This is a genomic window from Nocardia sp. NPDC005746, assembly GCF_040630785.1.
Lineage (GTDB): Bacteria > Actinomycetota > Actinomycetes > Mycobacteriales > Mycobacteriaceae > Nocardia.
The window spans coordinates 1-13,755 of record NZ_JBEXYE010000035.1 but is presented as its reverse complement, the minus strand read 5'-3'; the positions used below and the strand labels follow the sequence as shown (position 1 = coordinate 13,755).

The 13,755-nt window shown below is 69.2% G+C and carries 16 protein-coding genes; 10 read left to right on the top strand and 6 right to left on the bottom strand.

What is annotated here, in order from left to right:
* Positions 1-87: 87 nt before the first annotated feature.
* The 7 genes from ABZ412_RS34915 to ABZ412_RS34885 all read left to right on the top strand — a co-directional run bounded on the left by ABZ412_RS34915 (position 88) and on the right by ABZ412_RS34885 (position 4,913).
* Positions 88-507 carry a M67 family metallopeptidase gene (locus tag ABZ412_RS34915; protein ID WP_357098659.1) on the top strand — a complete coding sequence of 140 codons (420 nt, stop codon included), beginning with the start codon at positions 88-90 and terminating at the stop codon, positions 505-507.
* Positions 508-536: 29 nt separating this feature from the next.
* Entirely contained in the window at positions 537-815 is a 279-nt protein-coding gene (locus ABZ412_RS34910) for a MoaD/ThiS family protein (protein ID WP_357289292.1), read from the top strand.
* Between the two features lie 2 nt (positions 816-817).
* Positions 818-1,780: a cysteine synthase gene (locus ABZ412_RS34905; protein WP_357289289.1), complete on the top strand. Its 963-nt coding sequence runs from the start codon at positions 818-820 to the stop codon at positions 1,778-1,780.
* Positions 1,781-1,819: 39 nt separating this feature from the next.
* Positions 1,820-2,548, top strand: a complete 729-nt coding sequence (locus tag ABZ412_RS34900; RefSeq protein ID WP_357289286.1) for a rhomboid family intramembrane serine protease — start codon at positions 1,820-1,822, stop codon at positions 2,546-2,548.
* Positions 2,549-2,623: 75 nt separating this feature from the next.
* A complete protein-coding gene (locus tag ABZ412_RS34895; RefSeq protein ID WP_357289283.1) occupies positions 2,624-3,388 on the top strand; it encodes a cyclic nucleotide-degrading phosphodiesterase in 765 nt (254 codons plus the stop codon).
* Positions 3,389-3,540: 152 nt separating this feature from the next.
* Positions 3,541-4,311, top strand: coding sequence for a ribonuclease PH (gene rph / locus ABZ412_RS34890; protein WP_357098674.1), 771 nt, complete (start codon positions 3,541-3,543; stop codon positions 4,309-4,311).
* Positions 4,308-4,913, top strand: a complete 606-nt coding sequence (locus ABZ412_RS34885) for a non-canonical purine NTP pyrophosphatase (RefSeq protein ID WP_357289281.1) — start codon at positions 4,308-4,310, stop codon at positions 4,911-4,913. The genes rph and ABZ412_RS34885 overlap by 4 nt, the downstream gene beginning before the upstream one ends.
* A 92-nt stretch (positions 4,914-5,005) precedes the next feature.
* Here the strand turns inward: ABZ412_RS34885 and ABZ412_RS34880 are convergent, their stop codons facing one another.
* From ABZ412_RS34880 to ABZ412_RS34870, 3 genes are all read right to left on the bottom strand, one after another.
* Positions 5,006-5,323: a DUF3817 domain-containing protein gene (locus ABZ412_RS34880; protein ID WP_357289354.1), complete on the bottom strand. Its 318-nt coding sequence runs from the start codon at positions 5,321-5,323 to the stop codon at positions 5,006-5,008.
* A gap of 86 nt (positions 5,324-5,409) precedes the next feature.
* Positions 5,410-5,868 carry a transcriptional regulator gene (locus ABZ412_RS34875; RefSeq protein ID WP_357289278.1) on the bottom strand — a complete coding sequence of 153 codons (459 nt, stop codon included), beginning with the start codon at positions 5,866-5,868 and terminating at the stop codon, positions 5,410-5,412.
* Between the two features lie 42 nt (positions 5,869-5,910).
* Complete coding sequence (locus ABZ412_RS34870) at positions 5,911-6,786, bottom strand: oxidoreductase (protein WP_357289275.1); 876 nt, start codon at positions 6,784-6,786, stop codon at positions 5,911-5,913.
* 172 nt (positions 6,787-6,958) lie between these two features.
* On the opposite strand from ABZ412_RS34870, the gene ABZ412_RS34865 reads away from it, so the two are divergent.
* Entirely contained in the window at positions 6,959-8,998 is a 2,040-nt protein-coding gene (locus ABZ412_RS34865) for an MDR family MFS transporter (RefSeq protein ID WP_357289273.1), read from the top strand.
* Positions 8,999-9,025: 27 nt separating this feature from the next.
* On the opposite strand, the gene ABZ412_RS34860 is transcribed toward ABZ412_RS34865, so the two are convergent.
* The 3 genes from ABZ412_RS34860 to ABZ412_RS34850 form a co-directional block, all read right to left on the bottom strand.
* Positions 9,026-10,231: an NAD(P)/FAD-dependent oxidoreductase gene (locus ABZ412_RS34860; RefSeq protein ID WP_357289270.1), complete on the bottom strand. Its 1,206-nt coding sequence runs from the start codon at positions 10,229-10,231 to the stop codon at positions 9,026-9,028.
* Positions 10,232-10,416: 185 nt separating this feature from the next.
* On the bottom strand, positions 10,417-11,085 hold the full coding sequence (locus ABZ412_RS34855; protein WP_357289267.1) for a PadR family transcriptional regulator: 669 nt from the start codon (positions 11,083-11,085) through the stop codon (positions 10,417-10,419).
* Positions 11,086-11,143: 58 nt separating this feature from the next.
* The gene (locus tag ABZ412_RS34850) at positions 11,144-11,941 is read right to left on the bottom strand and encodes a helix-turn-helix transcriptional regulator (protein WP_357289264.1); all 798 of its coding nucleotides are present in this window, start codon (positions 11,939-11,941) and stop codon (positions 11,144-11,146) included.
* A gap of 154 nt (positions 11,942-12,095) precedes the next feature.
* Between ABZ412_RS34850 and ABZ412_RS34845 the strand changes: the two genes are divergently transcribed.
* The gene (locus tag ABZ412_RS34845; protein ID WP_357289262.1) at positions 12,096-13,166 is read left to right on the top strand and encodes an NAD(P)-dependent alcohol dehydrogenase; all 1,071 of its coding nucleotides are present in this window, start codon (positions 12,096-12,098) and stop codon (positions 13,164-13,166) included.
* A 154-nt stretch (positions 13,167-13,320) separates the two neighbouring features.
* Complete coding sequence (locus tag ABZ412_RS34840; RefSeq protein ID WP_357289260.1) at positions 13,321-13,743, top strand: hypothetical protein; 423 nt, start codon at positions 13,321-13,323, stop codon at positions 13,741-13,743.
* The last annotated feature ends 12 nt before the right edge of the window (positions 13,744-13,755 follow it).

The window sequence follows — 13,755 nt, the reverse complement described above, 5'->3', positions numbered from 1 at the left end:
CGGGAATACCCGCATATTCTGACCTGTTGACGGGAGCGTTTCGGCCGTTCGGCCGGGTGCTTCGGGTGCGGACGGAAGGATGCGACGGTGCTGGTGATCAGGGCGGACCTGGTGGAGGCGATGGTCGCGCACGCGCGCGCCGACCACCCCGACGAGGCCTGTGGCATCCTGGCCGGTCCCGAGGGCTCCGATCGCCCCGAGCGGTTCGTGCCGATGATCAATGCCGCCCGCTCGCCCACCTTCTACGAGTTCGATTCCGACGAGCACCTGCGCCTGTGGCGGGAGCTGGACGCGGCCGACGAGGAGCCGGTGGTGATCTACCACTCGCACACCGCGACCGAGGCGTACCCGAGCCGCACCGACGTGTCCTTCGCCTCCGAACCCCATGCCCACTACGTGCTGGTCTCCACCCGGGATCCGCACGAGCACGAGCTGCGCAGCTACCGGATCCTCGACGGTGTCGTCACCGAGGAACCGGTCGAGATCGTCGCCGCCTACCCCGCCTAGCGTCCACCCAGAAACAGAGGAGTCCCCCGATGCCGGTCACCGTGTCCATCCCGACCATCATGCGCCCGATCACCAAGGGCGAGAAGCGAGTTCAGGCGCAGGGCGCGACCCTGGCCGCCGTCATCGCGGACCTGGAGGCCAACTACCCGGGCCTGGCGGCGAAGCTGCTCGAAGACGGCAAGCTCAAGCGCTACGTCAATATCTACGTCGACGACGAGGACGTGCGTTTCACCGGCGGCCTGGACGCCGAGGTGCCCGAGGGCGGCTCGATCACCATCCTGCCCGCGGTCGCCGGCGGGGCCCGCTGACCGTGGCCCGCTACGAGTCGCTGATCGCGACCCTCGGCAACACACCGCTGGTGGGTCTGAAGAACCTGTCCCCGCGCTGGGACGGTGACGAGCACGTGCGCCTGTGGGCCAAGCTCGAGGACCGCAATCCGACCGGTTCCATCAAGGACCGTCCGGCGCTGCGCATGATCGAGGCGGCCGAGGCCGACGGGCGGCTCACGCCCGGCTGCACGATCCTCGAGCCGACCAGCGGCAATACCGGTATCTCGCTGGCCATGGCGGCCAAGCTCAAGGGGTACCGGCTGGTGTGCGTGATGCCGGAGAACACCTCGGTGGAGCGGCGGCAGCTGCTCACCATGTTCGGCGCGGAGATCATCGACTCCCCGGCCGCGGGCGGCTCCAATCAGGCCGTGGCGCTGGCCAAGCAGATCGCGGCCGAGAATCCGGACTGGGTGATGCTCTACCAGTACGGCAATCCGGCCAACGCGCTCGCGCACTACGAGGCCACCGGCCCGGAGATCCTGGCCGACCTGCCCGAGATCACGCATTTCGTGGCCGGCCTCGGCACCACCGGCACGCTCATGGGCACCGGGCGCTTCCTGCGCGAGAAGGTGCCGGGCATCGACATCGTCGCCGCCGAGCCTCGCTACGGCGAACTGGTCTACGGCCTGCGCAATCTCGACGAGGGCTTCGTCCCGGAGCTCTACGACGAGTCGGTGCTGACCTCCCGCTTCTCGGTCGGCCCCTACGACGCGGTCCGCCGCACCCGTGAGTTGGTGCTGGAAGAGGGCATTTTCGCGGGCATCTCGACGGGTGCGATCCTGCACGCCGCGCTCGGGGTCGCCAAGAAGGCCGAGAAGGCCGGGCGGCGTGCCGATATCGCGTTCGTGGTCGCCGACGGCGGCTGGAAGTACCTGTCCACCGGCGCCTACGACGGCACGCTGGAGGAGGCGGAGGAGAAGCTCGACGGCCAGCTCTGGGCCTGATCCGGCGGTACGCTCGGGGCAGGGCTAGGAGGTCTTGCCATGAGCGGTGGCGGCGGCATGGGCGCGTCGTTCGATCCGGAGCGGATCGCGCGGCTGCGCAGGGAATTGGCCGAACCGGCGGCGGGGCGCACCCCCGTCCCGACCGGCGACACCGGTTCGTCGGGTCCGGGCGCCCTGAAATCGCTGTGGCAGCGGGCCATTGCGCTGACGCTGGGCTTCACCGCGTTGCTGTACGGCGTGGAAGCGGTCGACAGCCTGTCCGGCGGCCGCCTCGAACAGAACGGGGTGCGGCCGCGTTCCGGCGAGGGTCTGACCGGCATCCTGTTCGCGCCTGTCCTGCATGCCAATTGGGGGCACCTGCTGGCGAACACGCTGCCGGTGCTGGTGCTCGGCCTGCTCACGCTGCTGACCGGGATCGGGCGCGGGCTGGCGGCGACCGCCATCGTCTGGGTGATCGCCGGTGCGGGGGTGTGGCTGACGGCCATGCCGCACACCGTGTCGGTCGGGGCGTCGGGACTGGTGTTCGGCTGGCTCACATATCTGATCTGCTGGGGCTGGTTCTCGCGGAATGTGGTGCAGATCGCGGTCGGATTGGGGGTGCTGGCCGTCTACGGGTCGATTCTGTGGGGCGTGCTGCCGAGCAACCCGGAAATCTCTTGGCAAGGACATCTTTTCGGGGCGGTGGGTGGAGTGGTTGCCGGATGGGTACTCTCTGCTCATGAACGTCGTCATCGTCGCGGGGCTGACGCCGGCCGTCCCGCGTCGTAGGGGTGACGCTGGTCGCGGTCGGCGATTTGGGGGATCCCTCCGTTGAGTGAGAATGCAGCGTGGCAGCATGGGGGAATGCGCCTCACCGTCCTCGGGTGCTCGGGCAGCGTGTCCGGCCCGGATTCCCCGGCGTCGGGTTACCTGCTGACCGGCCCGGATATGACACCGACCGTCATCGATTTCGGACCCGGCGTGCTCGGCGCGCTGCAGCGTCACCTGGATCCGGGCGAGGTCGACATCTTCCTCACCCACCTGCACGCCGATCACTGCCTGGATTTGCCGGGCCTGCTGGTGTGGCGTCGTTACCACCCGAACCCGCCGACCGGTAAGGCCGTCGTCTACGGCCCGGCCGACACCTCGCTGCGGATCGGCAACGCCTCCGCGGAGATCGGCGGCGAGACCGACGACTGGTCCGACGTCATCGACATGCGGCCCTGGCAGGCGAGTGTCCCGGTCCCGTTCGGCACCGGCCACACCGTCGAGGCGCGGCGCATGTTCCACCCGCCGGAGTCCTACGGCCTGCGCGTCACCACCGCGGCCGGCCGCACCCTGGTCTACACCGGCGACACCGCGCTGTGCGACGAGGTCTTCGAGTTGGCCAGCGGCGCAGACGTTCTGCTGTCGGAGGCGTCGTGGACCCACGACCCGGCCAACCGCCCGCCGGGCATCCACCTCTCCGGTCACGAGGCGGGCCTGATCGCGGCTCGTGCGGGCGTCGGCGAGCTGCTGCTCACCCACATCCCGCCGTGGACCTCCCGCGAGGACGTCATCGCCGAGGCGAAGGCCGTGTTCTCGGGCCCGGTCCATGCCGTGTCCCCGGGCGAAGTTTTCGATATCTGACGCGACCACTGATGTCGTGACGGTCGGGGTAACTCCCCGGGTACGCCCAGCAATCGGTTCGGTACCCGGCCGTCGGCACGGGTGCGAGACATGCAACGTCTGTTTGCTGCCCGCTAAAGGCGCGGGGAGGCGGCGGAGCTACGCTGTGCGTCGTGTCGAAACGAGCCGATGGCAGGGCGGATGACCAACTCCGCGACGTAAAGATCACTCGGGGATTCACTTCGCACCCGGCCGGGTCGGTGCTGGTGGAGTTCGGGCAGACGCGGGTGATGTGCACCGCCAGCGTGAACGACGGCGTCCCGCCGTGGCGGCGTGATTCCGGATTGGGCTGGCTGACGGCCGAATACGCCATGCTGCCCGCCGCCACCCACACCCGCTCGGGCCGAGAGTCGGTGAAGGGCAAGGTCGGTGGCCGCACCCAGGAGATCTCCCGGCTGATCGGCCGTTCGCTGCGCGCCTGCATCGACCTGGCCGCCATCGGCGAGAACACCATCGCCCTGGACTGCGACGTGCTGCAGGCCGACGGCGGCACCCGCACCGCCGCCATCACCGGCGCGTACGTGGCGCTCTCGGACGCCATCACCTACCTGGGCGCGGCCGGGAAACTGGCCGACCCGCAACCGATCTCCTGCGCCATCGCCGCGGTCAGCGTCGGCGTCGTGGACGGCCGGGTGCGCCTGGACCTGCCCTACGAGGAGGACTCGCGCGCCGAGGTCGACATGAACGTGGTCGCCACCGACACCGGCACCCTGGTCGAGATCCAGGGCACCGGCGAGGGCGCCACCTTCCCGCGCTCCACCCTGGACAAGTTGCTCGATTCCGCGCTGGCCGGCTGCGAGCAGCTGTTCGTGGTGCAGAAGGAAGCCCTGGCGCTGCCGTACCCGGGCGTGCTGCCCGAGCCCGAGGAGTCCAAGAAGCGATGACCCGCGTCCTGGTCGCCAGCCGCAATGCCAAGAAGCTCACCGAGCTGCGCCGCATCCTGGACGAGGCCGGTATCGCGGGCATCGAGCTCGTCGGCCTGAACGACGTCGAGCCCTACGACGAGGCCCCCGAAACCGAACCGACCTTCGAGGGCAATGCCCTGCTCAAGGCCCGCGACGGTTTCGCCGCCACCGGAATGCCCTGTGTCGCGGACGATTCCGGTCTCGAGGTGGATGCCCTCAACGGCATGCCCGGGGTGCTCTCGGCCCGCTGGTCGGGCACCCACGGCAAGGACGAGGCCAACAACACCCTGCTGCTGGCCCAGCTCGGCGACGTCCCCGACGAGCGTCGCGGGGCCCGCTTCGTCTCGGCCTGCGCCCTGGTCGGCGCCGGTGTCGAGGAAGTCGTGCGCGGCGAATGGCCGGGCGTCATCGGGCGGAAGCCGGTGGGCGACGGCGGTTTCGGCTACGACCCGTTGTTCTTCCCGGACGGCGGCGAGCTCTCCTCGGCCCAGCTCACCCCGGCCGAGAAGGACGCCGCCTCGCACCGTGGCCGCGCCCTGCGGCAGCTGCTGCCCGCACTGGCCGCCCTCGCCGGTCACTGAATCACGGCAGACGAGAACTGAATCACCGCAGACGCGAAAGGGGTTCGAGGACCTGGTCCTCGAACCCCTTTCGTTCGTCGGTATGTCGGCTGTCAGAGGCCGAAGGCCGCTTTGACCTCGCGGGTCCGGTTGTGCTCGAACACGAAGGACAGGAACGGGATGGTGCCCGCCAGACAGGTCAGGAAGGTGGTCATCGGCTGCCACCGCGCCTTGATGCCCAGGTCGATGGTGAAGACCAGGTACAGCATGTAGAACAACCCGTGGACCTGGCCGATGTAGAACAGCCAGTGCGGGGCGGTGCTGCTGTCGTCGAGGAGCAGGTACTTGTAGACCATCTCGCCGCACAGCACCAGCAGCCAGATGCCGGTGATGTAGGCGAGCACGCGGTAGCGGGTCAGCGCGCCGCGGATCTTCTCGGGCGCGGCGGAACCGAGCGGGCGCGCCGGCGCGGTGGTCTCGGTGGCGACGGGGGACGGCGCGGAATTGTCGCTGGCGCTCAACCGGCGCTCCTCTCGGTGTGCTGCAGTCCGGCGTCACGGACCTGGTCGTCCATGTCGCGGGCGTGCAGGTCGGCCAGATACCTGTTGTATTCGGCGAGCTCTGGATCCTCGTCCCGGGCGGCCTGGGGGCGCTCCGGCAGCAGGCCCGCGGGAATCTCGCGCGGTGCGGCCGGTTTCGGGCGACGGGGGCGGGCGGTGGCCTCGGTGCCGGGCTCGACGGGCGGGGTCTCGTCGTCCCCGGCTTCCTTCTCGAGCCGCACGAAGCGGACATAGGCCCAGATCACGAATCCGGCGAAGAGTGGCCACTGCAGCGCGTAGCCGAGATTCTGATAGGTGCCGCCACCCGATTCGAACCGGGTCCACTGCCAGTAGCCCAGACCCAGGCACGCCGAGAACGCCACGACCACGAACACGATCAGGGCCGGGCGGCGTTGGGGAGCGGACACGCACTCCACGGTACCTGCCTACTACGGGTCCCGTAGTAGGCAGGTTGCCGATCAGAACTTGAATGTGACCCCGGTCAAACGCTCGGATTCCGCCCAGAGCCGGCGCAGCAGTTCCGGATCCCGGGAGATCTTGCTGGACGGCGAGGCCTCGACCGGGCCCTGGCTGCCGAAGAAACGGGTCGGACCCCAGTAGGTGGTCGGGTCGGCGTCGGTCTCGGTCGCCGCGAACAGCGACGAGTAGGCCGCGTGGAACGGCGACTGGCCGATGATCCGGATGAACGGCTTGGAGATCTTGTCCAGGGGGGTTTCGGTCCGGGCGAACAGGTCGGTGGCCGAGACGCCGGGGTGCACGGCGTAGGAGCGCTTGGCCGAGCCCGCCGCCGCGAGCCGGTTCTGCAGTTCCCGCGCGAACATCAGGTTGGACAGCTTGGCCTGCGCGTAGGCGAGGTTGCGCTGGTAGCGGCGGTGCTCGTAGTTGAGGTCGTCGATCCACAGCTTGGGGGTCTGCTTGTGGGCGATCGAGGCCAGCGTTACCACCCGGTCGCCGATCTTGTCCAGCAGCAGGCCGGTCAGCGCGAAGTGGCCGAGATGGTTGACGCCCCACTGGGTCTCGAAGCCGTCCTTCGTCCGCGAGAACGGGATGTTCATCAGGCCCGCGTTATTGATCAGGACGTCGATGTCGCCGGTGCTCTCGGCGAACTGCCGGACCGAGTCCAGGTTGGCCAGGTCCAGGCTCGCCACGCGCACGTCGCCGTCGATGCGGTCGGCGACCTGCTGGGCCTTGGCGGCATTGCGGCAGGCCATGATCACGGTCGCGCCCTTGCCCGCGAGTACCTTGGTGGTCTGCTCGCCGAGTCCGCCATTGGCTCCGGTGATGACGACCGTGCGCCCGGTCTGATCGGGGATATCGCTGGGCTTCCATGCCATGGCTGTTGACCTCGCAGGTTCGGCGTTCGCGGTGCGGGTCCGCACTCGGATGACCCGACCTTACTGCAGAGTAAGTTCTAGCGGTAGGCCGAACACGCCGATTGTCTCCGGCAATACCCTGTTTGCCGTGTCGCTGCCGCATCTTGGCTGGTGAGCGCCAGATACTGGGCCGATGACCGGTGCCAGCGCCACCGCCGCCAAGCCTGTCCCACCGCCGCCGCTGAGCCGGGGCCGCAGAAACGTCGTCTTCGGAACCGTCGCGCTCGGCATGCTCATGGCCGCGCTGGACTCCACCATCGTCTCCACCGCGCTGCCCACCATCGTGGCGGATCTCGGCGGGGCCGGGCACATGGCCTGGGTGGTCACCTCCTACCTGGTGGCCGAGGCCATCGCCACCGCCCTGTCCGGCAAGTTCGGTGACCTGTTCGGCCGCAAACTGGTCTTCCAGATCAGCGGGGCCGTGTTCATCCTCGGCTCGATGATCGCCGGGCTCGCGCACGGCATGACGCTGCTGATCGCGGCCCGCGCCATCCAGGGTCTGGGCGCGGGCGGCCTCATGGTCACCTCCATGGCGCTCATCGCCGACGTCATCCCGCTGCGCGAGCGCGGCAAGTACCAGGGTGCGCTCGGCGCGGTCTTCGGCATCACCACCGTCCTGGGACCCACCCTGGGCGGACTGTTCACCGACCACCTGAGCTGGCGCTGGTGCTTCTACGTGAACGTCCCGCTCGCCGTCGTCATGATCGCGGCCGCGGCCCGCACCATCCCCATGACCCGGGCCGTGGTGAAACCGATCGTGGACTACCTGGGCATCGCGCTGGTCGCCGTCGGCGTCACCTGCCTGATTCTCGGATTGGAGTGGGGCGGACAGGAATACGCGTGGACCTCGCCCACCATCATCGGCCTGTTCGCGGCGGCCGCGGCCCTGCTGGCCACCTTCGTGGCCGCGGAGTTCCGGGCCCGCGAACCCATGCTGCCCATGCACCTGTTCCGCAGCAATGTGTTCACCGTGTGCTCGATCCTGAGCTTCATCGTCGGCTTCGCGCTGCTCGGGGCCATGACCTACCTGCCCGCGTATCTGCAGTACGTGGAAGGCGTTTCGGCCACCGCGTCCGGGCTGCGCACCCTGCCGCTGGTGGTCGGGTTGTTCTTCACCTCCATCCTGTCCGGCAATATCGTCGGGAAGACGGGGCACTACAAGGCGTTTCCGATCATCGGGTGCGCGGTGATGGCGGTGGGCCTGTTCCTCATGTCGACCATGGGGCCGGGCACCAGCACCTGGTTGATGTCGCTGTACATGCTGATCCTGGGCCTGGGCGTCGGTCTGGCCATGCAGGTGCTGACCATCGCCGTGCAGAACAGCGTCCCGTACTCGGATCTGGGGACCGCCACCTCCGGGGTCACCTTCTTCCGTACCATCGGCAGCGCGTTCGGGACCACCGTGTTCGGCACGCTGTACTCGAATCAGCTGCGGCCGAATCTGGAAGCGGCGCTGATCGAATCGCGGGTGTCGCCGCAGGTCGCGCAGAGTCCGGCGCTGTTGCGGGAGCTGCCGCCGCAGCAGGCCGCGCCGATCATCCACGCCTACGCCGACTCCATCGACTTCGTCTTCCGCTGGGTGGTGCCGGTGGCCGTGCTCGGCTTCGTGGTGGCGTGGTTCCTGAAGCAGGTCACGCTGCGTGACAGCGCTCGCGCCGAGGCCACCGACGTGGGGGAGCAGTTCTCCATGCCGGACTCGGGCGACCGGCTGGTACAGCTGGAGCGTTGTGTGGCGGGAGTGCTGCGCAAGCTCCGTGAGAATACCGTGCCGGATCCGGGAATCCTTGCGGCGGCGGGCAGTTCGCTCGGGCGCGACGAGGCGTGGGCGTTGGGGCAGGTGCGGATGTACAACCGGCTGCGCGGCACCGCCACCCTCGAGGCCATCGCCCGAACCCATTGGATCCCGGCGGAATTGATCGATCCGGTGTACGTCAAGGCGGAGCGGGAGGGGTTGTTGCGCCGCGACGGCGGCGAACTCGCCCTCACCGCCAAGGGCGACCAGGAGGTCGATCGGGTCCGGGGTGCGTGGAAGCGCTGGCTCGAAAGTCAGCTCACCGATTGGGATTCCACCGATCCGGCGGATCGGGCGCTGCTGGATCAGGCGATCGACAATATCGCCACCAAACTGCTGGACGAGGCCGACCGGCCCGACGTGCTGCCGGTCGGCCACTGAGCCCTATCAGGCGTTGACGGCGTCCGATCAGGCGTTGACGGCGGCGGGCCGCACGGTGGTGTCCCAATCGATCCGGAACCGCTGCTCGCCGCCGAGCATCTTCTCCGGATTCATCCGCTTGAACATGATCGGCATCATCACCTGCATGGCCATCCGGGCGACCGGCCCGGCCGCCTTGGTCTGGTTCATGCGCGCCACCCGCGCCGCGACCCCCTCCACCCGCGGCCGCCGCAGCGCCTCGTAGGTGGCGAAAGCCGTTGCCGGGTCGTCGATGTCGCGCAGGCAGCGGGCGAGTTCGATGCCGCTCTCGATGGCCAGCGACGCCCCCTGCCCGGAGGTGTTGCTGGGTGCGTGGATGGCGTCGCCGGTGAGCGCCATGCGTCCCCGGTGCCAGTGCGGCACTCGCGGCATGACGTGCAGCGCGCCGATCACCTGCAGCTGGGTGGCGGTGGTGGCCTCGGCCAGCTGCCGGCCGGGCAGGTCATCGGCGTAGGTCTCGCGCAGGGTGCGCAGCCACTGTTCGGCGGAGACGGCGCGGGCCTCGGTGAGCGAGTAGTACTGCTCGGTAGGAAGATTCGCGCCCCACGCGACCCGGCCGTCGGGCATGGCCCAGTACAGGTAGTAGGCCCGCTTGCCGAAGGCGAAGGTCATGGTCTCCGGCTCCAGGTCGAGGGGTGCGTCGGTGTACGCGCCGAAGCCGAGCATGCGCAGATAGGTGGGTCCGGGCGCGTTCGGGTCGACCAGGGTGCGCACGGTGGAGCGGATGCCGTCCGCGCCGATCAGCACGTCCGCGGTGGCGCTGCTGCCGTCGGCGAAGATGGCGGTGACGCCGCCCGCGTGCTCCTCCACCTCGACCAGCCGCTTGTCGTATTCGAAGCGCACCCCGGCCGCGACGGCGGTGTCGTGCAGGATCTCGTGCAGGTCGGAGCGGTCGATCACGCGCAGCGGCTCGATGTCGACCAGCCCGGGCAGCGGGAACTGCTTGCTGTTGACCGACATCGTGGAGTGGCTGACGGGTACGGCCTTGGCGCGCACCGGATCTCCGGCCCCGACCAGGTCGAGGGCGGCGACGCCATTGGGTGCGAGGGCGAGGTTGGCGCCGATCCCGTACGCGGGGCCCGGATACGCCTCGAAGACGGTGGCGTCGATACCGGCCCGGTGCAGGGCGGTCGCGGTGACGGGGCCGGAGATGCCGCCGCCGATGATGATCGCGGAACGAGTGGTTGTGGACATGGGTCTCTCCCGAGAAGTGTTCGAAGGCTTGCCGAAAACCCCGAACCGTCCCGCGCGTGGAGAACCCAGTTATCCTGTAGTTGCCAAACTCGGTGCCGGGTTCGCCTGCACGGACGCGGTTCGAGACGGTGTGTTCCGGGCTCCGGTGGCGGTGTTGCAGCACCCTCGCCGGGGCCCGGTTCCGTTCATGAGTCGTGCTGAGTGTGCGGTGTGTTCGCGCCCCCTTCCAGAGCCGGCTCTGCCAGGTCGGGGGGTGCAACACCGTCGCGATGCCAGGCCCGCCAGCCCTCGGTGTCCGGGAAGCTGCCGTCGGCGAGCGCGTTGCGCAGGCCGCGGGCCCAGTCGGCCTCGGCCGCCAGCATGGTCAGCTCGTAGTCCTCCTCGACCAGGAACAGGCGCGGCACCGCGCCTTCCAGAGCGGCCAGTTGGGCGCGGGTTTCGGCGATGATGGTGTCCAGCTTGGTGATTCGCCGGGTGAGCAGGTCGACGACCTCGTCCGGGGGCAGCACCGAGAGCACGGAGAGCCCGGCCATGAAGCGGCGCTTCTCGGGTTCCGGGTCGGCGATGAGTTCGCGGGTCCAGTCCACCAGTTCGGCGCGGCCCGCATCGGTGATGCGGTAGATGGTGCGCTCGGGGCGCGCGCCGTCGCGTTCGCTGCCGGTGATCTCCAGGAAGCCGTGCTTGGTGAGGTTGTCCACGACGGTATAGAGCGAGCCCCATTTGATGCCCATGTCGTTGTCCTTGCCCCAGGCCCGCAACCTCGCGGCGATCTCGTACCGGTGCATGGGCTGGAGCACGACGGCGGACAGCACCGCCAGACCCATCAGATTGGCGACCTTGCGCTTGCGGGCCATGGGGCACCTCCTTACTCGTCTACGAATATACGTCTACGAGTAATGAGGTCGCAAGCACTTACTCCCTGGCGAAGCGCGCCCGCAGGAGATCGGAGGTGGCCTGGTCGGCGGGCAGGAACGCCTCCAGGTGCAGTTCCGACAGGGTGATGTCGGTGGCCGTCGCGAACGAGGTGAGGGTGGTGATGAGCCGCAGCTCACCGGCCTCGGATCGGAGTCGCAGCGGCACCGCGAAACCCAGATGCCCGGGCCCGGGATCCACCGGTGGCAGGTAGCCCTCGAGCTCCGCGATGAGCGCGTCCAGCGCCGGATCGGGGCTGCGGCCCGCCCGATTGCGCAGGCTGTCGGTGATGTGGCGGCCCCACTCCGGCAGGTTCACCACCCGCCGCGCCAGTCCGTCCGGATGCAGGGCCAGGCGCAGCACATTGACCGGCGACGTCAGCAGTTCCGGCGCGCAGCCCTCGGTCAGCAGTTCGAAGGCCGGATTCGCCGCCACCAGCACGCCGAAGGGGCGGGTCACCACCGCCGGATACGGCAGGTGCCCCTGCAGGATGGTGTCGAGCGCGTGCCGGACCGCACCGAGTTCCGGTGCGTCCAAGGAGGATTCGGGAAACACGGGCGCGTACCCGGCGGCCAGCAGCATCGCGTTGCGTTCGCGCAGGGACAGTCCGAGCACCTCGGCCAGCCGCACCACCATGGTCCGCCCGGGATGTGAGCGGCCCTGTTCCAGGAAGCTCAGATACCGCTGGCTGGTCTCGGCCGCGATGGCGAGATCGAGCTGGCTGAGCCGTCGCCGGGTGCGCCAGCCGCGCAGTTCCTGGGCGAAGGGTGTCGTCGTCGCCACGGCCATGGTCGTCATACCTCCACTGTGCGGACGGGGATGCGCGGGCGCGATTCCCTCGAGGGAATGACGTGGGCGGCCACCCGATCATTCCCGCGAGGGAATCGCACGGATTCGCCGGACCGCACAGACTCGCTTCTCGACAACCGGACTCGATCCCACGGAGAACACCATGAACGGCCCCACGGAGAAGAGCATGAACGGCCCCACGGAGAAGAGCATGAACGGCATTGCCTACCAACTGGAATCGCGGCGCGGCCTCGCCGGGCTGACCACCCGGGTGCAGGAGATCCCGGTCCCGGGCCCGCGCCAGGTCGTGGTGCGGGTGCGCGCCACCGCGCTCAACCGGCGCGACATCATGCTGCTGGAGGGCAGCTATGTGCTGCCCGCCCGTCCCCGCGTCGTGCCGTTGGTCGACGGCGTCGGCGACGTGATCGCGCGGGGCGATCAGGTGACCCGCGCCGCGATCGGCGACCGGGTGGCCGGTACCTACTTCGTCTCCTGGACCGACGGCCCGCAGCGGCAAGCGGAGTCCGCTCAGCAGTACGGCGCGAATCACGACGGGTGGCTCGCCACCTACATACTGCTGGAGGAGGATTCGGTGGTCCATGTGCCCGCGCATCTCACCGATGCCGAGGCGGCGTCGCTGACCTGCGCGGGGCTGGTGGCCTGGGCCGCGCTGACCAAGCCGGTCCCGGCGGGGCCGGGGGAGACCGTGCTGACCACCGGCACCGGCACGGTGGCGCTGGCGGCGGTGCAGCACGCCAAAATGCTGGGGGCGCGGGTCATTTCGATCACGTCCTCGGCCGAGAAGGCGGAGCGGTTGCGGAAGCTGGGCGCCGATGAGGTGATCGATCGGGTCCAGGTGCCGGACTGGGAGCGGGCGGTGCTCGAGCTCACCGGCGGCGAGGGCGTTCAGCACGCGGTGGAGGCCGTCGGCATGCCCACGCTGCCGAAATCCGTTGCCGCCGCGGCGTACAACGCGCAGATCACGTTGATCGGGGCGTTCCCGCCGGCGCCGGGGCAGCCGCAGCCGCCCAGCCTGTTCGGGGGCAAGTTCGTGTCGATTCGCCGCATCGCCGTGGGCAGCCGGGCGGATTTCGAGTCGATGAACGCCGCGCTGGCCGAGCATCAGGTCCGGCCGGTCATCGACCGGGTGTACCCGTTCGAGGAAGCCGTCGAGGCGTACCGCTACTTCATGGAAGGTGACCCGTTCGGCAAGGTGGTGATCTCCATGGAGTGACCGCTATCTATTGGCAATCGGTTGGAAAAGAGATCTACCTGGAACGATTTCCTTATCAGTTGGAAGGTTCTGCAATTCCGCAAATCTGTGTAGCGTGCTTGAAGGAGTGGCTTTTCGGATCTACGGCGATCGCTTCGACCGAAGGAGTTCCCGGGTGACGGTGGGTGCGGTGCACGAGAGACCCGAGGTGGCGGACGAAGCGTCCGCCGCGGGCACCCCGGGTCTGAGCGCACCGGGGGCGATGTCGCCGAAGATGCTGGCCTGGCTCGTGGTGCTGTCGGTGGGCATGGTGGTCGCGCTGATCGGCGGCACCCTGCGGGAGGGCTTGAACAGTGGCGGCGGGCCCGAGGCCCCGGCCGGTCCGCCGCCCAGCACCTCGCAGCAGCCCCTCGGCGCCACCACCTCACCGGTCCCGGCCCCCGCTTCGGCCCCGCCGCCCGGCCCCGCCCCGGCCCCTGGTCCCGCCGCGCCGCCGCCTCCGCCCGCCCCGGTGGCGCAGAATCCCTCTCCCGCACCGCAAACCGAGCGCTATGTCCCGCCCCCGCCGCGGGAACTGATCCACGCGCAAACGATGTAGATGACGGTGGCC

Coding starts and splice junctions, on each gene's coding strand:
- ABZ412_RS34845 (WP_357289262.1), top strand. CDS start 12,096: ATGAACGGCCCCACGGAGAAGAGCATGAACGGCCCCACGGAGAAGAGC.
- ABZ412_RS34910 (WP_357289292.1), top strand. CDS start 537: ATGCCGGTCACCGTGTCCATCCCGACCATCATGCGCCCGATCACCAAG.
- ABZ412_RS34900 (WP_357289286.1), top strand. CDS start 1,820: ATGAGCGGTGGCGGCGGCATGGGCGCGTCGTTCGATCCGGAGCGGATC.
- ABZ412_RS34860 (WP_357289270.1), bottom strand. CDS start 10,231: ATGTCCACAACCACTCGTTCCGCGATCATCATCGGCGGCGGCATCTCC.
- ABZ412_RS34855 (WP_357289267.1), bottom strand. CDS start 11,085: ATGGCCCGCAAGCGCAAGGTCGCCAATCTGATGGGTCTGGCGGTGCTG.
- ABZ412_RS34865 (WP_357289273.1), top strand. CDS start 6,959: ATGACCGGTGCCAGCGCCACCGCCGCCAAGCCTGTCCCACCGCCGCCG.
- ABZ412_RS34850 (WP_357289264.1), bottom strand. CDS start 11,941: ATGACGACCATGGCCGTGGCGACGACGACACCCTTCGCCCAGGAACTG.
- ABZ412_RS34885 (WP_357289281.1), top strand. CDS start 4,308: ATGACCCGCGTCCTGGTCGCCAGCCGCAATGCCAAGAAGCTCACCGAG.
- ABZ412_RS34895 (WP_357289283.1), top strand. CDS start 2,624: ATGCGCCTCACCGTCCTCGGGTGCTCGGGCAGCGTGTCCGGCCCGGAT.
- ABZ412_RS34870 (WP_357289275.1), bottom strand. CDS start 6,786: ATGGCATGGAAGCCCAGCGATATCCCCGATCAGACCGGGCGCACGGTC.